18 protein-coding genes and 1 riboswitch are annotated in these 20,680 nt (G+C 66.6%); of the genes, 12 read left to right on the top strand and 6 right to left on the bottom strand.

Annotation, left to right across the window (positions count from 1 at the left end):
* Positions 1–15: 15 nt before the first annotated feature.
* Entirely contained in the window at positions 16–1,860 is a 1,845-nt protein-coding gene (gene recQ / locus ACWCOP_RS05715) for a DNA helicase RecQ (RefSeq protein WP_478250261.1), read from the bottom strand.
* A gap of 48 nt (positions 1,861–1,908) precedes the next feature.
* Positions 1,909–2,853, bottom strand: coding sequence for a 4-hydroxy-3-methylbut-2-enyl diphosphate reductase (gene ispH / locus ACWCOP_RS05720; RefSeq protein WP_478250262.1), 945 nt, complete (start codon positions 2,851–2,853; stop codon positions 1,909–1,911).
* Between the two features lie 135 nt (positions 2,854–2,988).
* Between ispH and ACWCOP_RS05725 the strand changes: the two genes are divergently transcribed.
* Complete coding sequence (locus ACWCOP_RS05725) at positions 2,989–3,561, top strand: hypothetical protein (RefSeq protein WP_478250263.1); 573 nt, start codon at positions 2,989–2,991, stop codon at positions 3,559–3,561.
* 60 nt (positions 3,562–3,621) lie between these two features.
* Positions 3,622–5,385 carry an arginine--tRNA ligase gene (argS, locus tag ACWCOP_RS05730; protein WP_478250264.1) on the top strand — a complete coding sequence of 588 codons (1,764 nt, stop codon included), beginning with the start codon at positions 3,622–3,624 and terminating at the stop codon, positions 5,383–5,385.
* 2 nt (positions 5,386–5,387) lie between these two features.
* On the opposite strand, the gene ACWCOP_RS05735 is transcribed toward argS, so the two are convergent.
* Positions 5,388–7,412, bottom strand: coding sequence for a winged helix-turn-helix domain-containing protein (locus tag ACWCOP_RS05735; RefSeq protein ID WP_478250265.1), 2,025 nt, complete (start codon positions 7,410–7,412; stop codon positions 5,388–5,390).
* A 258-nt stretch (positions 7,413–7,670) separates the two neighbouring features.
* On the opposite strand from ACWCOP_RS05735, the gene ACWCOP_RS05740 reads away from it, so the two are divergent.
* From ACWCOP_RS05740 to gcvPB, 5 genes are all read left to right on the top strand, one after another.
* Positions 7,671–8,003 carry a UrcA family protein gene (locus ACWCOP_RS05740; RefSeq protein WP_478250266.1) on the top strand — a complete coding sequence of 111 codons (333 nt, stop codon included), beginning with the start codon at positions 7,671–7,673 and terminating at the stop codon, positions 8,001–8,003.
* A 237-nt stretch (positions 8,004–8,240) separates the two neighbouring features.
* Positions 8,241–8,331, top strand: a riboswitch (glycine riboswitch).
* A 185-nt stretch (positions 8,332–8,516) separates the two neighbouring features.
* Positions 8,517–9,620: a glycine cleavage system aminomethyltransferase GcvT gene (gene gcvT / locus ACWCOP_RS05745; RefSeq protein WP_478250267.1), complete on the top strand. Its 1,104-nt coding sequence runs from the start codon at positions 8,517–8,519 to the stop codon at positions 9,618–9,620.
* 33 nt (positions 9,621–9,653) lie between these two features.
* Positions 9,654–10,022, top strand: coding sequence for a glycine cleavage system protein GcvH (gcvH, locus tag ACWCOP_RS05750; RefSeq protein WP_478250268.1), 369 nt, complete (start codon positions 9,654–9,656; stop codon positions 10,020–10,022).
* Between the two features lie 134 nt (positions 10,023–10,156).
* Entirely contained in the window at positions 10,157–11,503 is a 1,347-nt protein-coding gene (gene gcvPA / locus ACWCOP_RS05755) for an aminomethyl-transferring glycine dehydrogenase subunit GcvPA (protein ID WP_478250269.1), read from the top strand.
* A gap of 2 nt (positions 11,504–11,505) precedes the next feature.
* A complete protein-coding gene (gcvPB, locus tag ACWCOP_RS05760; protein ID WP_478250270.1) occupies positions 11,506–13,077 on the top strand; it encodes an aminomethyl-transferring glycine dehydrogenase subunit GcvPB in 1,572 nt (523 codons plus the stop codon).
* On the opposite strand, the gene ACWCOP_RS05765 is transcribed toward gcvPB, so the two are convergent.
* Complete coding sequence (locus ACWCOP_RS05765) at positions 13,078–14,172, bottom strand: acyltransferase family protein (RefSeq protein WP_478250271.1); 1,095 nt, start codon at positions 14,170–14,172, stop codon at positions 13,078–13,080. It abuts the gene before it with no gap.
* A gap of 290 nt (positions 14,173–14,462) precedes the next feature.
* On the opposite strand from ACWCOP_RS05765, the gene ACWCOP_RS05770 reads away from it, so the two are divergent.
* The 5 genes from ACWCOP_RS05770 to dgcN all read left to right on the top strand — a co-directional run bounded on the left by ACWCOP_RS05770 (position 14,463) and on the right by dgcN (position 19,737).
* Positions 14,463–14,756, top strand: coding sequence for a hypothetical protein (locus ACWCOP_RS05770; RefSeq protein ID WP_478250272.1), 294 nt, complete (start codon positions 14,463–14,465; stop codon positions 14,754–14,756).
* A 94-nt stretch (positions 14,757–14,850) separates the two neighbouring features.
* Positions 14,851–16,980 (top strand): protein-disulfide reductase DsbD family protein, encoded by a 2,130-nt coding sequence (locus ACWCOP_RS05775; protein ID WP_478250273.1) that lies wholly within the window; start codon positions 14,851–14,853, stop codon positions 16,978–16,980.
* A 28-nt stretch (positions 16,981–17,008) separates the two neighbouring features.
* Positions 17,009–17,638, top strand: a complete 630-nt coding sequence (locus ACWCOP_RS05780; RefSeq protein WP_478250274.1) for a redoxin domain-containing protein — start codon at positions 17,009–17,011, stop codon at positions 17,636–17,638.
* Positions 17,639–17,704: 66 nt separating this feature from the next.
* A complete protein-coding gene (locus ACWCOP_RS05785; RefSeq protein ID WP_478250275.1) occupies positions 17,705–18,706 on the top strand; it encodes a dipeptide epimerase in 1,002 nt (333 codons plus the stop codon).
* The gene (gene dgcN, locus ACWCOP_RS05790; RefSeq protein ID WP_478250276.1) at positions 18,703–19,737 is read left to right on the top strand and encodes an N-acetyltransferase DgcN; all 1,035 of its coding nucleotides are present in this window, start codon (positions 18,703–18,705) and stop codon (positions 19,735–19,737) included. Before ACWCOP_RS05785 ends, dgcN begins: the two co-directional genes overlap by 4 nt.
* Positions 19,738–19,836: 99 nt before the next feature.
* On the opposite strand, the gene ACWCOP_RS05795 is transcribed toward dgcN, so the two are convergent.
* Positions 19,837–20,055 (bottom strand): hypothetical protein, encoded by a 219-nt coding sequence (locus ACWCOP_RS05795; RefSeq protein ID WP_478250277.1) that lies wholly within the window; start codon positions 20,053–20,055, stop codon positions 19,837–19,839.
* Positions 20,056–20,166: 111 nt separating this feature from the next.
* Positions 20,167–20,676 carry a hypothetical protein gene (locus tag ACWCOP_RS05800; RefSeq protein ID WP_478250278.1) on the bottom strand — a complete coding sequence of 170 codons (510 nt, stop codon included), beginning with the start codon at positions 20,674–20,676 and terminating at the stop codon, positions 20,167–20,169.
* Positions 20,677–20,680 lie beyond the last annotated feature (4 nt).

Below are 20,680 nucleotides of genomic sequence, written 5' to 3' on the forward strand. Positions count from 1 at the left end.
GTGTCCGCGGCCGTCTTACATCTCGCTGGCGATCGCGGCCAGGAAAGCCTCGCCATAGCGCTCCAGCTTACGGGCGCCGACACCGAAGCATTCGCCCATCTGGTCCAGAGTGGACGGCTTGTTCAGCGCCAGCTCGATAAGGGTGCGGTCGGCGAACACGGTATAGGCCGGCTTGCCGGTTTCCTTGGCGATCTCCAGGCGCAGCTTGCGCAATGCCTGGTAGAGGTCGCGGTCGCGCTCGCTGGACAAAGCCTCGGCCGCGTCGGAGACCGGGCGCGAGCGTGCGCTCTTGGTCCCGCGCGCCTCTTCCGGCGGCCTCAGGCGGATAGGCTGGCGGCCGAACAGGATCTCCTTGCCTTTGGGCGTGATCACCCACTCGCCATGGCCGTCAATGGGCTGGTCGATGGCCCCGTGGGCGAAGAGCTGGCGGAACACGCTCATCCACTGCTCCTTGGAGAGCTCTTCTCCCACGCCGAACGTGGGCAGTTGGTCGTGGCCGCGGGCGAGCACCTTCTCGGTCTTCAACCCGCGCAGTACGCTGGTCAGATGCTCCAGCCCGAAGCGCTGGCCGGTGCGCGCGATGGCGCTCATGGCCTTCTGGGCGTGCACAGCGCCGTCGATAAGCTTGGGCGGATCGTCGCAGAGATCGCAATTGCCGCAGGGCTCGGCTTCGTCTCCGAAATACGACAGCAGGGTCTGGCGGCGGCATTGCGGCGCCTCGCAATAGGCGATGAGCGCGCCCAAGCGGCGCAGCTCCATCTGCTTGCGCGTCTCGTCGGATTCGCTCTCCGCGATCTGACGCCGGCGCAGGGCCGCGTCAGCCAGCGACCAAAGCATCAGCGTCTCGGCCGGGTCGCCGTCGCGCCCGGCGCGGCCGATCTCCTGGTAATACGCCTCGACGCTTTTGGGCAGGGCGGCGTGGAGCACGTAACGCACGTCCGGCTTGTCCACGCCCATGCCGAAGGCGACCGTTGCGCACATCACAACGCCGTCGCCCTTCACAAATTCGTCCTGGCGCCAGGCGCGCACGCCCGAGTCCAGCCCTGCATGGTAGGCGAGGGCGTAAACGCCCTCGGCCTGGAGCTTGTCGGCGAGATCCTCGCAGGCCTTGCGGCTGGTGCAGTAGATGATGCCCGAACGCTCGGGCCGCGCCTTTACAAAGGCGAGCACCTGGGCGGGACCGGAGCGGCGGGCGCCGCAGGCCAGATGCAGGTTGGGACGGTCAAACCCGGCGACGAATTCGGCCGGCTCACGCGTAAACAGGCGCTGGGCGATGTCTCGCCGGGCCGCTGCGTCGGCGGTGGCGGTGAAGGCGGCGATCTGGGGCCGGCCGGCGGCTTCGGCCAGCTCCTTGATGCGTAGATAGTCGGGACGGAAATCATGGCCCCACTGGCTGACGCAGTGGGCTTCGTCCACGGCGATCATGGTGAGGCCGGCGCGCCCCAGCCGCTCGGCGAGGCCCGGCGCGGCCAGGCGCTCCGGGCTCACATACAAAAGGCGCAGGCTTCCATCGTCGAGCCGCGACCAGGTGTGCTCGCGGTCCTCCGGACTGTCGGCGCTGGTGAGGCTGCCCGCCTCCACGCCGCTCGCCTGGAGGGCGGTGACCTGATCGCGCATCAGCGCGATAAGGGGGGAGACCACCAGCGTCAGCCCGCCGCGCACGATGGCCGGCAGCTGATAGCACAGGGATTTGCCGCGCCCCGTAGGCATGACCGCCAGCACGTCGCGGCCGGCGAGGACCTGATCGACGATCTCTTCCTGGCCGGGCCTGAAATCACGAAAGCCGAACACTTCGGCCATGGCCGCACGGGCGTCGGCGATGCTCTTGCGAGGGGCGGCGGGAGAATCGATGTCGGCCATGTGTGGCAAGCTAAGGCCCCTCAGCGCCGGCGCAACGGCGCGCGGCGGTCAGGCCACTTCGCGGGGCAGCTTGAAGACGACGTCTTCTTCCGCCACGCGCACCTCTTCGATGCGTACGGCGAACCGGTTTGCGATGGCGGCGATCAGGTCCTCCACCAATTCCTCCGGCGCGCTGGCGCCGGCGCTGATCCCGACGCGCGTCGCGCCGTCAAACCAGCTCCAGTCCACGTCGCCGGCTTTCTGAACAAGGTGGGCGTCCTTGGCGCCGGCGCGCTTGGCGACCTCCACCAGACGCACTGAGTTGGATGAGTTGGGCGCGCCCACCACCAGCACCAGATCGGCGCTGGCGCCGATGGCCTTCACCGCGTGCTGGCGGTTGGTGGTGGCGTAGCAGATGTCTTCCTTGTACGGCGTCGCCATCTCGGGAAAGCGGTCTTGCAGGACCGCCACGATCTCCTCGGTGTCGTCCACCGACAGGGTCGTCTGGGTGACGAAGGCGAGATTGGCCGCGTCCCTGGGTTCAAAGGCTTTGGCGTCCGCAACCGTCTCGATCAGGTGTATCGCCTGATCGGGCAGCTGGCCCATCGTGCCGATCACTTCAGGGTGGCCGGCATGGCCGATGAGCAGGATCTCCTTGCCGTTCCTGTGGTGGCGCTGGGCCTCCACATGGACCTTGGACACCAGAGGGCAGGTGGCGTCCACATAGAGCATCTTGCGGGCCGCAGCCTCAGCGGGCACGTGCTTTGGAACGCCGTGGGCGGAAAACACGACCGGCCGGTCGTCGGGGCATTCGTCGAGTTCTTTCACAAACACCGCGCCCATGGCTTTGAGCCGGTTGACCACATGCTTGTTGTGAACGATCTCGTGGCGCACATAAACCGGCGCGCCATAACGCTCCAGGGCGCGCTCGACGATCTGGATCGCCCGGTCGACGCCGGCGCAAAAGCCCCGCGGACTGGCGAGAAGCAGGATCAGGGCGCTGTCTTCAGACATGAAATCTCCGCATACCGGCGCTGGCGGGCGTTGCGGCGAGCCCGCGCGCGTAATAGACAGCCTGTATCAAACCTGTGCGCCCGGGCAAGGGGAGCTCGCCTCGTTACAGCTTAACCCTTCATTTGGGGATCGTTTATGCGTCTTAAAGCCCTCACCGTCTTCGCCGCCGCGCTCGCTCTGGCCGGGTGTCAGTCGGTGCGCAACCCGCTGAGCGAGCGCGAGCCCAATCCGGGCCCATGCCCGAATGCGCTGGCGCTCTATGACGCGCACCGGCTGGTGCAGATCAATGGCGATGAGATCGCCTACGGAAATGTCGGTTTCACCGGCGAGATCATCAATGTGGTCAGCCGCTGCCGCTATACCGACCGGAACGCCACCCCGATCGATATGGAGGTCGGGATCCGCATGGCGTTCGGGCGCGGACCGGCCGCGGAAGGCTCGACCCACACCTACGACATGTTCGTCGCGGTCACCGGTCTGGACAGCGTTGTGATCGAAAAGCTGGTATTTCCGGTCACCATCGAATTTCGGCCGGGCCAGGACCGGGTCGAAGTCACCGAAATTTTCGATCCCGTCGCCATTCCGCGCGCCAACGCCGATACGTCCGGAGTGAATTTCGAAGTGCTGGTGGGCTTTGAGCTCACCGAAGACCAGCTTGAGTTCAATCGCTCCGGTCTTCGCTTCCGCGTCGACGCCGGTCAGAACTGACCGAATTTCCATGAACAGCGCGGCTTGCCTTGAGGGCCGCGCCCTCGGGACGAACCCGCCATGACCTCGCTCATCGCCGCGCTTTCCAAAACCGTGTCGGACGCCTTCGCTGCGGAAGGCCTGCCCGCCGATCTGGGGCATGTGAATGAAAGCGGGCGCCCGGACCTGGCGCCGTATCAATGCAATGGCGCCATGGCGGCGGCGAAGATCGCAAAGCAGAATCCGCGCGCCGTCGCCGAAGCGGTGATGCAGCGGCTTGCCTCAAGCGCGCCGGATCTCGCCGTTGAGATCGCCGGGCCCGGCTTTCTCAATCTCACGCCGGCCGCGCGCGATTATGAGGCGCGCGCCGACGCTGTCGCGGCTGATGATCGGGCCGGGGCGGGGACCAGTCCTGAGCCCATGACGGTGATGCTTGATTTCGGCGGACCGAACGTGGCCAAGCCCATGCATGTGGGCCATTTGCGCAGCGCGGTGATCGGCGACTGCCTTCAGCGACTACTGGCGTTTCGCGGTCACAAGACGATCTCCGATGTTCATCTGGGCGATTGGGGCCTGCAGATGGGCCATCTCGTCACCGAGCTGGAAGACGAGCAGCCCGGCCTTGTGTATTTCGACGCGGATTTCACCGGGCCTTATCCTGAGACCAGCCCGGTGACGATCGAGGATCTGTCACGGCTTTACCCCCAGGCGTCGGCCAGGGCCAAGGAAGACCCCGAGCGCAATGCGCGCTCCCAGAAGGCCACCGCCGAGCTTCAGGCCGGCCGTCCCGGTTATCGCGCGCTGCTTGCCCACTTCATCACGGTGTCGATTCGGGCGTTGAAAGCCGATTACGAGGCCCTCGGCGTCAGCTTCGACCTGTGGAAGGGCGAAAGCGACGTCAATGATCTCATCCCCGCCATGGTGGAGGATCTCAAAAGCCGCGGCGTCGCCGAGGAGAGCGAGGGCGCCTGGATCGTGCGGGTCGCCGAAGAGGACGACAAGAAGGATCTGGCGCCGCTGATCCTGGTCTCCCGCACGGGCTCGGCGCTTTACGCCACCACTGATCTGGCGACGATCCTCGACCGGCGACGCGAATACGATCCAGATCTCATCCTATACGTCGTAGACTTGGCGCAAAGCGATCATTTTGAACAGGTTTTCCGCGCTGCAATGAAGGCCGACCTGGCGAAGGCCGGCGGGCTGGAGCACGTGAAGTTCGGCACGGTGAACGGCGCCGACGGCAAGCGTTTGCGGACACGCTCCGGCGGCACGTTCAGGCTCGCCGATCTGATCGAGCAGGCGCTGGAGCGCGCTCGCGCCCGCCTGAACGAGGCGGGCCTGGGCGCGGAGCTCTCCACTGCGGAGTTTGATCAGGTGGCCCGCAGCGTCGCCAACGCCGCGATCAAATTCTCCGATCTCTCCAATGTGCGCACCACCAACTATATCTTCGATCTTGATCGCTTCGTCAGCTTCGAGGGCAAGACCGGGCCGTATCTCCTGTATCAGGCTGTCCGCGTTAAATCCCTGATGCGAAAAGCCAAAGAGAAAGGCGTGGAGCCCGGCCCGGTGCAGGTCACCGACAAGACCGAGGCGGCGCTGATCCGCCGGCTCGACGGGTTCGCAATCGCGCTGGAGCGCGCCGAGACCGGCCGGGCGCCGCATATCCTGTGCGAGCATGCCTACGGCCTCGCCCAGGCCTTTTCGGGCTTCTATGCGGCCTGCCCGATCCTGCCGGAAGAAGACGCCGGCGTTCGAGCCTCGCGCTTGCGCCTGGCGGAGACCACGCTCAAGCAGCTGGAGCTCGCGCTCGGCCTGATCGGCATGGACGTGCCGGAGCGGATGTAACCTCAGCTTTCGGGCGGGCAGAAGACCAGCGGCGGCTCGGGCGGCGCGATCGACCCTCCGGCGCGTTCGATGGCGTCGGCGAGATTCGCAAAGCGGCGCGGGTCAAACGACGGATCGAAGAGCCTTTCGCGCAGACGTCCCGGCACGCCGGGTTCGTCCAGCGGGGCGAGCCTGGCGTAGGCGGCGTCCTCGCGCCCGATCAGCCGCAGCATGTCGTAGCCCTGGAACACCGCGCGCGGTTCGTCGATGAACATCTGACCCAGCGCCAGGGCCTGTGCCCCGTCCCCGGCTGCGCAAATCCGATAGATCTCGCTGAACAGCTTGGCGAACCGGCCCAGCTCGCTTTCCTGAATGCGCGCTGCGATCGCGGCGGCTTCATCATGGCGACCGGCATAATGCATCGCCAGCTGGGCTTCGATAAGGCTGACGCCATGATAGGGGTCGACCTGCAGCGTCCGGCTGGCGATGTCGACAGCCAGGTCGAAATCGCGCGCCTTTCGCGCATGCTGGATAAGGTAACCGCGATTCTGGATGTCCGTTGGAGCCAGGAGGGCGTCAAGCCGGCGCACCACCGCACGCGCTTCGTCATGGCGACCCATCATCACCAGCGTGTTGGAATGGTCGAACAAGCGATCAGTATCGTTGGGACGTTCGGCCAGATAGGCCTCATAGGCCTGTCGCGCAGCGTCCAGGTTGAACAATTCCTGCTCGCGCCGGCCCCGGTATACGGCGGCCTGCAGGGGGTCGCGCGCGGCGGCCACAGCGGCGTTCATGCGCTCTGAATACGCCTGCAGATAGGCTTCGCCAGTCAATGGATCCGGCCTCATGACCAGAGAGGGTGTGTTGAGATAGCGAAACACCATGGCGGAAACCGCATGAGCTTCGGCGAAGTCCGGGTCTATGGAGCGGGCGCGGTCAAGCAGGGGCAGCGCCTGCGCCCAGTCGCGTCCGTCACCCGTGCGGTTGAATTCAGTGATCACCGCCTGGGCGCGCAAGTAAGCTTCATAGGCGGCGATCGAGTCCGTTCCGGCTTCCACCATGGCGTCCAGCGCCTGGGCGTTAAGGGCGGTATCAAGGACCTGGGCCACATGGCGCGCGATATCGCCCTGCAGGTCCAGAATGTCGGCGAAGTTCCGGTCATAGGTGTCAGACCAGCGCTGAACCCCGCTTGCCGCCTCGATCAGGTTGACGGTGACACGCACCCGCTCGCCGTCGAGCCGGACCGAGCCATCCACCAGATGGGCCACGTTCAAGGCTTCGCCGATGGCGGCGACACTGGTTTGAGTGTCCCCGTCATAGGCCAGAGTGGCGCGCCGGGACGCGACCTGCAGGTCTGGGATGCGCCCCAGCGCCGCGCTGATTTCCTCTGACAATCCGTCCGCAAACCAGAGCGCGTCGCCGTCCTCGCTGTAAGCCTCGAAGCCCAGCACCGCTACCGACTGGTCCGGCGCCGACGGCGTACGAAGGCCCGGCGTGAACGCGGCGATGACGCCGACTGCGATCACCAGAACGGCGCCGATGACGGCATGGGCCGGGCGCACGCCGAGCAGCCGCGGCTGAGACGGCGCCGGCGTCTCGGCTTCGGTCGGCGGCGCTGACGGCGCTCCGGGCTGAGGCGACCGCAGGGCCGTGGATGCCGAGGGCGAAGCGGCGTCCTCGATCGCCTCGGCCGCCGGGGCCGCTGGCGTCACCGCGACGATGAAGCGATACCCGCGCCCATGGGCGGTCTTGATCCAGCGCGGCGCGCGCGCATCGTCGCCCAGAGCGGCGCGCAGTTCGCGCATCGCCGTCGTGAGCACTGCGTCAGACACGCTAAGACCGTCCCAGACCTCGGCGATGATCGCGTCCTTGGTCACAAGATCGGGTGCGCGGGCCATCAGGAGGGCGAGCAGGCGGATTGGCTTGCCGCGAATATCCAGCGGCGCTCCATGAAGCGTGGCTGTCTCGTCGCGCCGGTCAAGGACCAGGCCATCGGCGGCGAGGCGCCGCGGTTCTTCGGCGAACCGCTTCGCGGCTTCTTCTGTCATTGCGCGCTCCCCAAACCTGCAGCCCCTACGTTTTACCGCGCCCAAGCACGCGCGTCACGGCTCCTGAGCTGAATTCTTGAAAAAGATGAGGCCAAAAACACAATTAAAACAACACTCTCAGAACTTCTTAGAACTTCCTCAGGTCTGCCTGAGGATTTGGGCGAGGTCAGGGGGGATGGTGAAGACGTCGCGGCCAGCAACAGCGTCGGCCGCGCCCCGAACCGGCCACGTGAGTGGCCTCAACCAGGAGACAGGACCATGCCCGCCATCAAGACCCTCCCCGCCATCAAGACCCTCATCGCCTGCCTGGCGCTTTCCGGCGCCGCCTTCACCGGTGCGGCGAGCGCTCAGGAGTTCACCTTCAGCTATGAAGCCTGGCAGCTGCGCAGCGCGGAAGGCCGCGCCCATGTGCTCGATGCCCTGGAGCGTCGGGTGGATGCTTACTGCGACGTCTTTGAGGCGCGCAGCCTGTTGCAGGTGCGCATCGCAGCTGACTGCCAGGAACGCACCCTGGCGGGCGCCCTCGAGAAGCTCGGCGATCCGCGCGTCTTCGCCCTGCACCAGGAGCGCCAGCGCCGCCGCTCTGCATAGACCCCTATCGCCGACACCGGTCCTGGGCGCTCCCGATGCGTCAGGGCCGGTCGGCCGGGGCGCGGAGCAGCAACCGCAAACCGGCCCGCGAGCCGCGACCGGAGACCCCACGGGCCTTCGATCGCGGCTCGATGCGTTCCGGCGCGTTCAGGCACATTGACTCGAATCACGCCTCCGCTAGTTTGTTGCGCTCGCGAAGGAGCGCCGTGAGGCGGGCTGGTTGCGAAATTACATGACGGCTCCCTTGCGGGAGAGACCGGCCGAAGACGCCGGCGCCGAAGGCGCAACCGCCCCGGAAACGCTCAGGCTGCAGGACCGCAAGAGACTAGGCCGACGCTGGAAAGCGGGTTCGATACCGGATGGATCGAGCCCCACCGAAGGAGCAATGCGCGCGCCGGTTCGCCGGGGCTTGCGGGAATCTCTCAGGTTTTCGAGACAGCGGGGGCGCGGGTGGTGTCGGCATGAGCCGGCGCCGGATGCGCAACCGCGCGAAGACTTTGGAGACACGCCGCCATGGCCGAGACGCCGCTGCATCGCACCCCGCTTTACGACCTCCATATGGAGCTTGGGGCCAAAATGGTTCCGTTCGCCGGCTATGAGATGCCGGTCCAGTACGAGGGTGAAGGCGTGATGGCCGAGCACCATCATACGCGCACCCACGCCGGCCTGTTCGACGTGTCCCACATGGGCCAGGCCCGCGTCACCGGCGAGGCCGGGGCGCTGGAGGACTTGATCACCGCCGATGTCGAAGCGCTGGGTCCCAATCAGCAGAAATATACGCTGCTCCTGAACCCCGAAGGCGGGATCATGGACGATCTGATGATCTCCCGCCCCGAGGACGATTTCCTGTTCGTAGTGGTGAATGCGGCCACCAAGGGCGGCGATTTTGCTTATATGCGCGACCATTTCGGCCGCCGCGCAGAGCTGATCGAGCTGAACGACCGCGCGCTTCTGGCGCTGCAGGGGCCGGAAGCGGTGTCCGTCATGGAGGCCCACTGCCCCGGTGCGAGCGAGCTGAAATTCATGCAGGCGGCGCGCCTGAATCTTGCCGGCCATGACGTGCTTGTTTCGCGCTCGGGCTATACAGGCGAGGACGGGTTTGAAATTTCCGTTCTGAACGTCGAGGCGGAAGCCCTGGCGCGAACGCTGCTGGGTGACAGCCGCGTGAAATTCATCGGCCTTGGTGCGCGCGATTCGCTGCGCCTTGAGGCCGGGCTCTGCCTTTACGGACACGACATGGACGAGACGGTGACCCCGGTCGAGGCCTCGCTCACCTGGGCGGTGGCGAAGTCCCGGCGCGAGCGCGCCGACTTCCCCGGCGCCCGCCGCATCTTGAAACAGATCGAGGACGGAGCGGAAAAGAAGCGCGTCGGGATCGTCCTCAACGATCGCGCGCCGGCGCGCGAGGGGACGGAGATCCAGCATGAGGGCGAGGCTGTCGGCGTGATCACGTCCGGCGGGTTCGGCCCCACCGTGGGCGGGCCCATCGCCATGGGCTATGTGCGCGCCGATCTCGCCAAGGCCGGTACGGCGCTGGACCTGATGGTGCGCGGCAAGGCGCGCCCGGCCGAAGTGGTCAAGACACCGTTTTCAGAGCATCGCTTTTTCCGCGGTTAGAGTTTCAAGACAGGTTTCAAGGGGAGCACACCAATGAGCCAGACCCGTTACACCAAAGAGCATGAATGGGTGCGCATGGACGGCGAAAACGCCGTCATGGGCATCACCGCCTACGCCGCCGAACAGCTGGGCGACGTCGTGTTCGTCGAGCTGCCTGAAGTGGGCAAAGAGGTCAAGCAGGGCGACGAGCTCGCCGTTGTCGAAAGCGTGAAGGCCGCCTCGGAAGTCTACGCCCCGATCTCCGGCAAGGTGATCGCGGTCAATGACGCGCTCGACGGCGAGCCCGGCACGGTCAATGAAAGCCCGGCCGACAAGGGCTGGTTCGTGAAGCTGGCCGTCGCCGACAAGAGCGAGCTCGACGCGTTGATGGACGACGACGCCTACAAGGCCCACACCGACTAGGTCTGCGAGAAAACGCCGCGCCGGGCTGACATGGCCCGGCGGCGGCCTATGTCGCGCCGCCAAACGATGAATTCGCACGCCGCGCCGGGCCTGTCCGCCCGGGGCGCGAAAGCTGGAGAGAGGCTGAAACGCCGATGCGCTATCTACCTTTGACCCACGAGGATCGTAAATCGATGCTCGAAACGGTGGGGGTCGCCTCCATCGACGATCTGTTCTCTGACGTGCCCGAGGCGGCGCGCCTGGACGGGCCGGTGGACCTGCCGCCCAAGGCGACCGAGATCGCGGTGGAGCGCGCCTTCACGCGCATGGCCAAGAAGAACCTCTCCGCCGGAGAGGCGCCGTTCTTCGTGGGCGCGGGCGCCTACAAGCACCATGTGCCGGCCACGGTGGATCACATGATCCAGCGGTCTGAATTCCTCACCAGCTACACGCCGTACCAACCGGAAATCAGCCAGGGCACGCTGCAGACCCTGTTTGAATTCCAGACCCAGGTGGCGGCGCTTACCGGCATGGAGATCGCCAACGCCTCCATGTATGACGGCTCCACCGCCTGCGCCGAGGCGGTGCTCATGGCAAGCCGCGTCACCAAGCGCCACAAGGCGGTGCTCAGCGGTAATCTGCATCCCCACTACGCCGGCTCCACCCATACACTGGCCAAATACATGGATATCGACACGGTGAGCCAGGGCGCAAAGCCCGGCTCGCTGGACGATATCGCCGCGGCCATTGATGACGAGACCGCCTGCGTCGTGGTGCAGAACCCCGACGTGTTCGGCCAGGTCCATGATCTTGAGCCGCTGGCCAAAGCCGCCCACGCCAAGGGCGCGCTGTTGATCGCCGTGTTCACCGAGGTGCTGTCGCTGGGCCTGATGAAGAGCCCTGGCGCCATGGGCGCCGACATCGTGGTGGGCGAGGGCCAGTCCCTTGGTGTCGGCCTGCAGTTCGGCGGGCCCTATGTGGGCCTCTTCGCCTGCCGCGGCGACCGCAACTTCCTGCGGAACATGCCGGGGCGTCTGGCCGGTGAAACGGTGGACGCGGACGGACGGCGCGGCTTCGTGCTGACCCTCTCCACCCGCGAGCAGCATATCCGCCGCGACAAGGCGACCTCGAACATCTGCACCAATTCCGGCCTGATGGCGCTGGCTTGGACCGTTCACATGACGCTGCTGGGCCAGTCGGGTTTCACCAAGCTCGCCCGCATCAACCATGAGCGCGCCTGCGAGCTGGCCGACCGTCTTTCCGCCCTGCCGGGCGTGGAGCTGGTCACCGACGCATTCTTCAACGAATTCACCCTGCGCCTGCCTGGCGACGCGGCCAAAGTCGTGCAGGCGCTCGCCGACAGGGGCGTCCTGGGCGGCGTTGCGGCCAGCCGCCTTTATCCCAAGGGCGAGTTCGGCGATCTCTTGCTGGTCGCCGCCACCGAAACCAATACGCCGGAAGACTTCGACGCGCTCGAAGCCGCGCTCAAAGAGGTGCTCTAACCATGGCGATGAACACTCAAGGCCGTCCGTCCAAGCCGCTGCACGTCTATGACGCGGGCGCTTATGAGGACACGTTTTCCGGCTCTCGCGGGCTGGACCAGGCCGAACCGCTGATCTTCGAGCGCGGCCATTTCGACAATTGCGGCGTGGACCTTGAAGAGCCAAAGGGGACGAAAACCCGGCTCGGCGGTCTGGACCGCGAGGGCGAGCTGGGCCTACCGGGCCTCTCCGAGCCCGAAGCAATGCGCCACTATGTGCGCCTGAGCCGGAAGAATTACGCCATCGATCTTGGGCTCTATCCGCTGGGCTCGTGCACGATGAAGCACAATCCGCGTCTCAACGAGAAGCTGGCGCGGCTTCCCGGCTTCATCGACATTCACCCGCTGCAGCCGGAATCCACCGTGCAGGGCGCGTTTGAACTGATCGGCGAGCTCGCCCACTGGCTGATGACGCTCACCAACACGCCGTGCGTGGCCATGAGCCCGAAAGCCGGCGCCCATGGCGAGCTGTGCGGCATGATGGCGATCCGCGCCGCCCTGGACGCGCGCGGCGAGAGCAAGCGCCGCCGCGTGCTGGTGCCGGAAAGCGCCCACGGGACCAACCCGGCCACCGCCGTGCAGTGCGGCTTCACCGTCGACGAGATCCCGGCGAACGCCGGCGGGCGCGTGGACATGGAGGCCTTCAAGGCCAAGCTGGGCGACGACGTCGCCGGCATCATGCTCACCAACCCCAACACCTGCGGTCTGTTTGAGCGCGACATCAAGGAAATCGCCGACCTGATCCACGAGGCGGGCGGATATTTCTACTGCGACGGCGCGAACTTCAACGCCATTGTCGGCCGGGTGCGGCCGGGCGATCTGGGCATCGACGCCATGCACATCAACCTGCACAAGACCTTCTCCACGCCCCATGGCGGCGGCGGTCCAGGTTCGGGTCCCACGGTGTTCTCCGAGGCGCTCGCGCCCTACGCCCCGGTGCCCTACGTGGTGAAGACCGCAGACAGCTGGTCCATCGTCGAGCATGAGGCGGACGCTAAAGGCGATCCCTTCGGCCGCATGACCGCCTTCCACGGCAATATGGGCATGTTCACCCGCGCCTTGTCCTACATGATGAGCCACGGGTCCGACGGGCTGCGCCAGGTCGCCGAGGACGCGGTGCTGAACGCCAACTACATCCAGGCGCGCCTGTCCGGCGTCATGACGCAGGCGTTCGAGGGCACGTGCATGCACGAAGCCCTGTTCGACGACCGCTTCCTGGAAGGTACTGGCGTGTCCACCCTCGACTTCGCCAAGGCGATGATAGACGAGGGCTATCACCCCATGACCATGTACTTCCCGCTGGTGGTGCACGGGGCGATGCTGATCGAGCCCACCGAGACCGAGAGCAAGGCGTCGCTGGATCGTTTCTGCGATACGCTGGAGGGGTTGGCCAACGCCGCCAAAAGCGGTGAGACCGAGCGCTTCACCGCCGCGCCGCGCCACGCGCCCGCCAAGCGTCTGGACGAAACCCAGGCGGCCCGCAATCCGGTGCTGCGCTGGACCCAGCCGGAAGCGACGCCTCAGGCGGCCGAATAGTCACCAGATCTTCGTCGCTTCGCCGGGCGTATCGGCGACGGGGCGGGCGGCCGGAAACATTCGGTCGCCCGCTTTGCGTGTCAGGGCCAGCACGGGCTTTTCAAACACGTGATGCATGAGCGCAGCGCCGGCCAGGCTCAGCGCCGCGCCGGTGACGATAAACCCGACGGAGGACGCCGACCCGCCGTCCGTAAACGCTCCAGCCCAGAGGCGGACGAGCGCGGCGATAATGGGAAGGTGGACCAGGTAAAGCGCGTAGGACCAGTCGCCCACGGCCACCAGCGCCCGTGGAGCCTTCAGGGTCCAGTCCAGGCACGCGGCGCCGTAAACGATAAACGTCGCCGGAACGCCGTAGGCGAGCACCCTGCGCCATCCTTCAGGCGTGCTCTCATGGCCGGTCCAGGCGATGTTCGCGGTCACCGCGATCCACCAAACGCAGCCTGCGGCGATCATGGGTAAAGCGAGGGTGCGCCGGCCCGAAACGGCGAGGAGCCCCGCGCCGCCCCCCAGCACGAACTCGGCGGTGAGCGGATGGGTTATCAGGTTGAAAACCGGCGAGTCCGATTGCGGGACGATCAGCCCGGCGATCACGATCAGGCTCAGCCACGCCGCCAGAAGCAGGGGCAGAAAACGCCGCGGCGCCACCAGCAGAACGGCGAAGACGAGGTAGAAATATATCTCGTGGATCATCGTCCATCCCACCATCAGGATCGGCAGGTCCTGATCCGGCCAGAGCAGGGCGGAAGTGATGAGATTCAAGTCGCCGGCCTCGCGGTTGAGCGCCGAGCCGAACACCACATAGCCCGCCAGAACGCCAAGGGTGGCGAGCCAGTAGGGCGGATAGATCCGCGTGATCCGGGCGTAGAGGAAGCGGCCGGCATAGGACGATCCCCGGGGCGCATGGCGGGTCACGTAGACCATCACAAAGCCGGAGATCACAAAGAACAAATCGACTCCCGACACCCCGGCGCTTGTCCAGAGCGGGCTTATGGCCGCGTCCAGAAAGCGCAGCTCGTGCTGGGTCAGATGCGCGATCAAAACCATGACCGCCGCCACCGCGCGAAGCACCTGTATCCACTCCAGCTTCATGGTCATGCGGGGCCCCGGTCGCGATCATCTTTATGATTTATGGCACGTCCTTTCGGTCTTCTGAACCGCGCGGCGCGTTATGCAGCAAGGCCGCCTTGTAGGCGGCTGAACGGGGGCCGGCCTCGGACCCGGGATCAAAAACCGTTGTTTCTCCGGCGCCATACTCTGGGCGTGTACGGGTCAGGTTACGAAAATGAAACACAGCGCCCGGTCCGGTTTGGCTTGAAGTTAAGCGTTGTAATCTAGACATTAGAGAAGCGCGCCGGAACTCCGGCGGCGCGATATGGAGCAAGACGGTGGCGATGAACGAGCCAGTCGGCGGTTGGGGCCGCAAGCAGGTCAGCGGCGTGATCCAGGCGGTGCTTCGCGCCGTCGCGGTGGCGCTGGGCCTGTTTTTGCTGGTGCTCGCGGTGCCGCTTTTTTTCCTGCCGATCCCGCTCGGCCTGCCGCTGGCGCTGTTCGCGCTGCTTTTGCTGGCGGGCACCTCGAAGACCGCTCACCGCATCATCACCGACTGGCTCAAGCGCCATCCGCGCGTCTGGAGCCGGGTGAAGCACATCTTCGACCGCTTCCACAAAGACGAGAGCTGAGGCGACACGTCGCGATCACAAGGCCGTCAGGGCGGTTAATGCGTGGGGCGGTCTGGCTTATACCTGCAGGCTGTCAAAGCTCGAGGTGCGTTTCGTGATCCGATTGATCGCCTTTCTGATTGTGTTCATCGCCGCCGCCATGGCGCCGGCCGCCGGCCAGTTTTCCGGCGACGGCCCCATGGTGGACGCATCGCTGGTGGCCGACCGGGCCTCGGTGGCGCCGGGCGAGACGGTTCACATCGCCCTGCACCAGGAGATCGCGCGCGGCTGGCACACCTATTGGCGCAATCCCGGCGACAGCGGCGAGCCGACGCGGCTGACCCTCGATCTGCCTGAAGGCTGGAGCGCCGGAGAGATCATCTGGCCGGCGCCCAACGCCTATCCACTGGGTCCGCTTACAAATTACGGCTATTCCGACACCGTCACCCTGCCGGTTCCCGTCACCGTGCCGGAAGGGTTCGCGCCCGGCCGTGTCGAGATCCCGGCTGAAGCCACCTGGCTTGTCTGCGAGGATATCTGCATTCCCGAGGAGGCGAGCCTGACGCTGAGCCTTCAGGTGGGTGAAAGCCGCGCCGACCGCTCCGGCGCGCGCCTCGTCGAGGCCGCGCTCGCCGCCGCGCCGCAGCCTGCGCCGGAGGGCTTTGAGGCGGCGGTGAGCGAAGGCGGGGAGGGGCTCTCCTTCACTTTCGCCGGCGCCTCGCTTGAGGGCATGTCCAACGTCTATCTCTTTCCCTACGTATCCGGCCTGATCGACCACGCGGCCGAGCAGCGTGTCTCCACGGGCCCCGGCGCGCTGCGCATCGATGTGGCGGGCGGGTATCTCGCCCGCTCCGGCGTGGACGGGCCGCAGCGTCTTTTGGTGAGCTTCGACACGCCCGCCGGCGATCGTGTCGCCCTGGAAGCAGTGGCGGCGCCCGGTGATCCGGTGAACGCGCTCTCCCTCGGCGCCGGGGCGGCCCCGTTAAATCCTGAAGGGGCAGGCGGCGCGGGCGGCGCCGGCCAGAGCCCCGCCGCGGCGGCTGTGAGCCTGTCCTTCCTGCAGGCGGCGCTCTTTGCGCTCATGGGCGGGCTCATCCTCAACCTCATGCCCTGCGTCTTCCCGATCCTGTCCATGAAGGCGCTGACCCTGGCGGAAAAGCGCGGCGCCGAGCGGGGCGAGGCGCGCGTGCTCGGCCTTCTCTTCGCCGCCGGGGTGATCGGGACCTTTCTGGCGCTGGGCGGATTGCTGCTGATCCTTCGGGTCGCGGGCCTGCCTGATTTGTGGGGCGTTCAGCTTCAGGTGCCCGGTGTGGTGGCGGGCCTGGCGCTGCTGATGTTCATGATCGGACTGAATTTTCTCGGCGTGTTCGAGCTGGGCGCAAGCTTGCAGACCGTGGGATCCGGCGTGCGCGACACCGGGCGCCGGGGCGCGGTTCTCACCGGCGTTCTGGCGGTGTTCGTCGCGGCGCCGTGCCTGGCGCCCTTCATGACCGGCGCGCTGGCGTTCGCCCTGTCCCAGCCGGTGTACGCCTCGCTCACCGTCTTTGCTTTCCTGGGAGTCGGCCTCGCCGCGCCCTTCGTGGTGGTGAGTTTCTTCCCCGTGCTTCTGGGCTTTCTGCCAAGGCCCGGGCCCTGGATGGTCCGGTTCAAACAAGTGCTCGCCTTTCCCATGTTCGCCACCGCGATCTGGCTGATCTGGGTGCTCGTCGCCCAGGTGGGCGCCAGCGGTGTGATCTGGGTGCTCGCCGCCTTCCTGGCGGCAGGCTTCGCCGCCTGGGCGTTTTCCATGCGCGGCGCCGCGGCGCGAATTACAGCCATCGCCGGCGCGATCCTGGCTGTCGCGGCCGTGCTCGCCGCCGCCCGCCTCGAGCCGGTGGAGATGGGCGCCCCGGCGGGGGGCGAGTGGGCGAGCTGGAGCCATGAGGCGGTGGACGAGGCGCGCGCCGCCGGCCGGCCTGTGTTTGTGGACTTCACCGCGGCCTGGTGCGTGACCTGCCAGGTCAACAAGCTCGGCGCGCTTTCCGAAGGCTCGGTGAAGGACGCCTTCGCCACCCATGACGTGGCGCTCCTGCGCGCTGACTTCACCAATCGAGATTCCGTGATCGCCGCCGAGCTCGCCCGCCACGGCGCCCCCGGCGTCCCGCTCTACCTGGTTTACCCCGCCGGCGGGGGCGCGCCCGAAGTGCTGCCGCCCCTGTTGACCGGCAATCTGGTGATCCAGGCGTTGAACCGCGCCGTAGACTAAATGTTTAACCCCGGATGGAGCGCTTACCATGACCCTCACGCGACGCAATCTCACCACCCTTGGGGGGCTCCTCGCCGCCTCTGCATTGACCATGGCCGCATTCGCCGCCCACGCTCGCGCTGAGGCCGTGCCCGGCCAGCCCGCGCCGGCCTTCACCGGCCTCACCGCCAGCGGCGAGACGATCTCGCTGTCTGACTATGCGGGCCAGACGGTGGTGCTGGAATGGACCAATCACGGCTGCCCCTATGTCGTGCGCCATTATGGCGGCGCAATGCAGGGCTTGCAGGCCGCAGCGGCCGAAGACGGCGTCGTCTGGATCCAGGTGATCAGCTCGGCGCCCGGACAGCAGGGCCATGTGGACGGCGCCACGGCCCTTGCCCTCAATGAAGAGCGCGGCGCGGCCCCGGCGGCGACGATCCTTGATCCTGAAGGCGTGATCGGGCGCGCCTATGACGCGCGCACCACGCCGCACATGTATGTGATCGATGGCGAGGGCCTTGTTCAATACGCCGGCGGCATCGACGATCAACCGCGTCCCGCCGAGGGCGATCCGGCGCCTATCGCTTATGTCGCCAACGCCCTTGATGCGCTGGCTGCGGGCGAAACGCCCGACCCGGCGGCGACGCGGCCCTATGGCTGCTCGGTGAAGTACGGATAGGCCTTTAAAGCCGGGGCAAAGCTCTGCACTCTGGCGCCGCGCGAGTCCGCGCCGCCGGAGACGCCCATGCCCGAGCTTATCGTCCGTGTCCTGTCACGGCGCCTGAAACGCCCCTTTGTCATTTCCACCGGATCGCGCGTGGTGCAGACCGCCGTTCAGGTCGTCCTGCTCGAGGACGGCGTGGAAGGCCTGGGGGAGGCCTCCGGCGTTTCCTATCTTGGTGAAACCGCGCAAAGCCTCGCGGCCCAGATCGAGGGCGTGCGCGGCGCGATTGAGGGCGGGCTGGACCGCGCGGCGCTTCAGGATCTCATGGGGCCGGGCGGGGCGCGCTTCGCCGTCGACAGCGCGCTGTGGGATCTGGAGGCGCGAAGGACCGGCGTCTCTGTCGCCGCACGTCTGGGCGTTCCGGCGCCAGGCCCGCTCACCACCGCCTTCACCATCAGCCTGGACACGCCGCAGGCCATGGAGGCCGCCGCGCGCGACGCGGCGGGGCTGGCGCTCCTGAAAGTGAAGCTCGGAGCCAAGGACGGTCTTGACGCCGAGCGGGCGAGGGCGGTCCGCCGCGGCGCGCCCGACGCCACGCTGATCGCCGACGCCAATGCGGGCTGGACGTTCGACATGCTGGCGCGCAACGCCGACGCCCTGTTCGAGGCCGGGTTCGCGCTTCTGGAGCAGCCCTTGCCGGCGGATCTTGATGCTGCGCTGGAGGGCTATTACGGCCCGCTGCCCCTGTGCGGTGATGAAAGCATTCAAAGCCTGGCCGATATCGACCGCGCAGCCTCGCGCTATGACGTGGTCAACATCAAGCTGGACAAGTGCGGCGGGCTCACCCACGCCCTGACCATGGCTGCGCGCCTGCGTGCGCTGGACAAACGGATGTTCGTGGGCTGCATGATCTGCGGCGCCCGGGCGATCGCGCCGGCCTTTCTGTTCGCGCAGACAGCCGACTTCGTCGATCTTGACGGGCCGTTCTGGCTGGCCGAAGACGACGCGGCGCTTGTGATGGACGGGCGGGGCCGCATGAGCCCGCCGCCCGCCGGGCTTTGGGGCGATGGAGAGACGATTTGAAAACGATTCACGCGCCCTACCTCCTGTTTCTGGGCGAGGCCGGGTCTGCAGCCGAGGATGTCGGCGCGAAGACCGCTGAGGGAGTCTATTACTGGCGGCCCGAGCGATGCATCGGCCAGAACCGCTTTGAAGGCTCCAATCTTGATCTCGGCCTGCCGGACATGACGCCGGAGGAGGCCGCCGCGGCAGGGGCTAAAACCCTTGTGATCGGGGTCGCCAACCGGGGCGGCGTGCTGTCGCCGCGCTGGACGCCGACCCTGCTGGCCGCCCTGGAAGCCGGGCTGGATATCGCCAGCGGCCTGCATCAGCGCCTGTCCTCCAATCCGGAGATCGCCCAGACCGCCGAACGCCTTGGCCGCACCCTCCATGACGTGCGCCACTGGTCCGGCGCGCCGCTGCCCGTGGGCGACGGCAAGCGCCGGGCGGGCAAGCGCGTGCTGATCATCGGCACGGATTGCGCAGTGGGAAAGAACTATACCGCCCTGGCGCTGGAGGCCGAGCTGAAGCGGCGCGGCGTGAAGGCGACGTTCCGCGCCACCGGCCAGACCGGGGTTCTGATTTCCGGCGCCGGGATCGCCATCGACGCGGTGCCGGCCGATTTCGTTTCCGGCGCGGTGGAGATGCTGTGCCCGGAAAACGAGCCCGACCACTGGGACGTGATCGAGGGTCAGGCGAGCGTTCTGCATCCCAGCTTTGCTGCGGTGACAACGGGCCTGGTCCACGGCGCCCAGCCGGACGCCATCATCATCGCCCATGAAGCAGAGCGCGCTGAGATGCGCGGATTGCCGGGCCGCGAGACGCCGACCCTGGTTGAGACCATTCAGGCCCATCTCTCCACCGCGCGCGTCACCAATCCGGCTTGCAAGGCCATAGGTGTGAGCCTGAACACCCGCCGCCTTGACGAGGATCGTGCGCGCGCCGCCGTGCGTGCCGCTTCGGTCCAGACCGGGCTGCCGGCCACGGATCCGATCCGTTTCGGCGCCGGGCCGCTGGCCGACGCGCTTTTGGGTGTTGAGCGTAAAGCCGACTGACAGGCTGACCTTCGCGCCCGGGCGCCAGGGCCGGAATCAGGCAAAGAAAAAGGCGCGCCTCCGAAGAAGCGCGCCTTTTTTAATGATGGCGTCGACGCGTCAGGTGTTGGCGCCGGCCGGGGGCTCCGCGCCGGGCGCGCCTTCAGGCTGTTGCAGTTCGCCCTGCGGATCGGTCTCGACCAAGTTTGCGACCTGTTGAAACACGTTGGCGTTCTCGGCCATCTGGTCTGTCAGCGTCGGATTCTGTTCGCCCACCGTGGAGAAGAAGCCCGCGGCGTCGCGGAGCAATTTGGCTGCGACTTGCGCATGTGTCGGCATTACTGATCCCATCCTTCCATCGCGTGCGTCGGAATTAACGCATTACTCTCTGATACCACCATGAATCCGCCCATGAGTTCAACCATCGCGCTGCACGCAGGGCGAGGCGGGTCAGGCGGCGGCCGGCGCGGCCCGCCATGTGCGCACGGCGCCAAGGGCTTCGCGGCCGCGAATTGCGATGATCAGTAGCGCCAACGACCAGCTGATGCAGGCGGCGATGAACAGGGCCGGGCTGAAAGCTGTGGCCGCTCCGCCGACCCATTCCACCGGCGTCTCGATTCCCAGCGGGGTGAACAGGTGAAATCCGATGGCGCCGCTCATCACGCCCAGCGCGATGAACGCGCCCAGGACCTGGGAAGCCGCTTCCACGATTTTTCGCCCCGTCAGCCGCATCATGAGCGCCACCGCGATGAGCAGCAGCGCCGAGGCCAGTTCCGCCAGCCCGATTATCCAGGGACCGGCGGGATAGAACAGCTCGATACCCGACCAGTCTCGCAGGGTCGTGAAGATATGCCGGGGTGTTTCGTGGCCGGCGAACTTGAACCGAAGCGAGTCCACAAAAATCGCGGCGATGAAAAGTCCGGCGGCGTAGGCGGCGAGTATTCGAATGTGTGACATCATGGCG

This window comes from Apolloniradiicaulis salifontis (genome assembly GCF_053756655.1).

Bases quoted from the DNA above. Each gene is read 5' to 3' on its own strand.
- ispH (WP_478250262.1), bottom strand. From the start codon at position 2,853: ATGTCTGAAGACAGCGCCCTGATCCTGCTTCTCGCCAGTCCGCGGGGC.
- ACWCOP_RS05780 (WP_478250274.1), top strand. From the start codon at position 17,009: ATGACCCTCACGCGACGCAATCTCACCACCCTTGGGGGGCTCCTCGCC.
- gcvH (WP_478250268.1), top strand. From the start codon at position 9,654: ATGAGCCAGACCCGTTACACCAAAGAGCATGAATGGGTGCGCATGGAC.
- recQ (WP_478250261.1), bottom strand. From the start codon at position 1,860: ATGGCCGACATCGATTCTCCCGCCGCCCCTCGCAAGAGCATCGCCGAC.
- ACWCOP_RS05800 (WP_478250278.1), bottom strand. From the start codon at position 20,676: ATGATGTCACACATTCGAATACTCGCCGCCTACGCCGCCGGACTTTTC.
- ACWCOP_RS05785 (WP_478250275.1), top strand. From the start codon at position 17,705: ATGCCCGAGCTTATCGTCCGTGTCCTGTCACGGCGCCTGAAACGCCCC.
- ACWCOP_RS05765 (WP_478250271.1), bottom strand. From the start codon at position 14,172: ATGACCATGAAGCTGGAGTGGATACAGGTGCTTCGCGCGGTGGCGGCG.
- gcvT (WP_478250267.1), top strand. From the start codon at position 8,517: ATGGCCGAGACGCCGCTGCATCGCACCCCGCTTTACGACCTCCATATG.
- ACWCOP_RS05725 (WP_478250263.1), top strand. From the start codon at position 2,989: ATGCGTCTTAAAGCCCTCACCGTCTTCGCCGCCGCGCTCGCTCTGGCC.
- ACWCOP_RS05740 (WP_478250266.1), top strand. From the start codon at position 7,671: ATGCCCGCCATCAAGACCCTCCCCGCCATCAAGACCCTCATCGCCTGC.
- gcvPB (WP_478250270.1), top strand. From the start codon at position 11,506: ATGGCGATGAACACTCAAGGCCGTCCGTCCAAGCCGCTGCACGTCTAT.
- ACWCOP_RS05795 (WP_478250277.1), bottom strand. From the start codon at position 20,055: ATGCCGACACATGCGCAAGTCGCAGCCAAATTGCTCCGCGACGCCGCG.
- argS (WP_478250264.1), top strand. From the start codon at position 3,622: ATGACCTCGCTCATCGCCGCGCTTTCCAAAACCGTGTCGGACGCCTTC.
- gcvPA (WP_478250269.1), top strand. From the start codon at position 10,157: ATGCGCTATCTACCTTTGACCCACGAGGATCGTAAATCGATGCTCGAA.
- ACWCOP_RS05735 (WP_478250265.1), bottom strand. From the start codon at position 7,412: ATGACAGAAGAAGCCGCGAAGCGGTTCGCCGAAGAACCGCGGCGCCTC.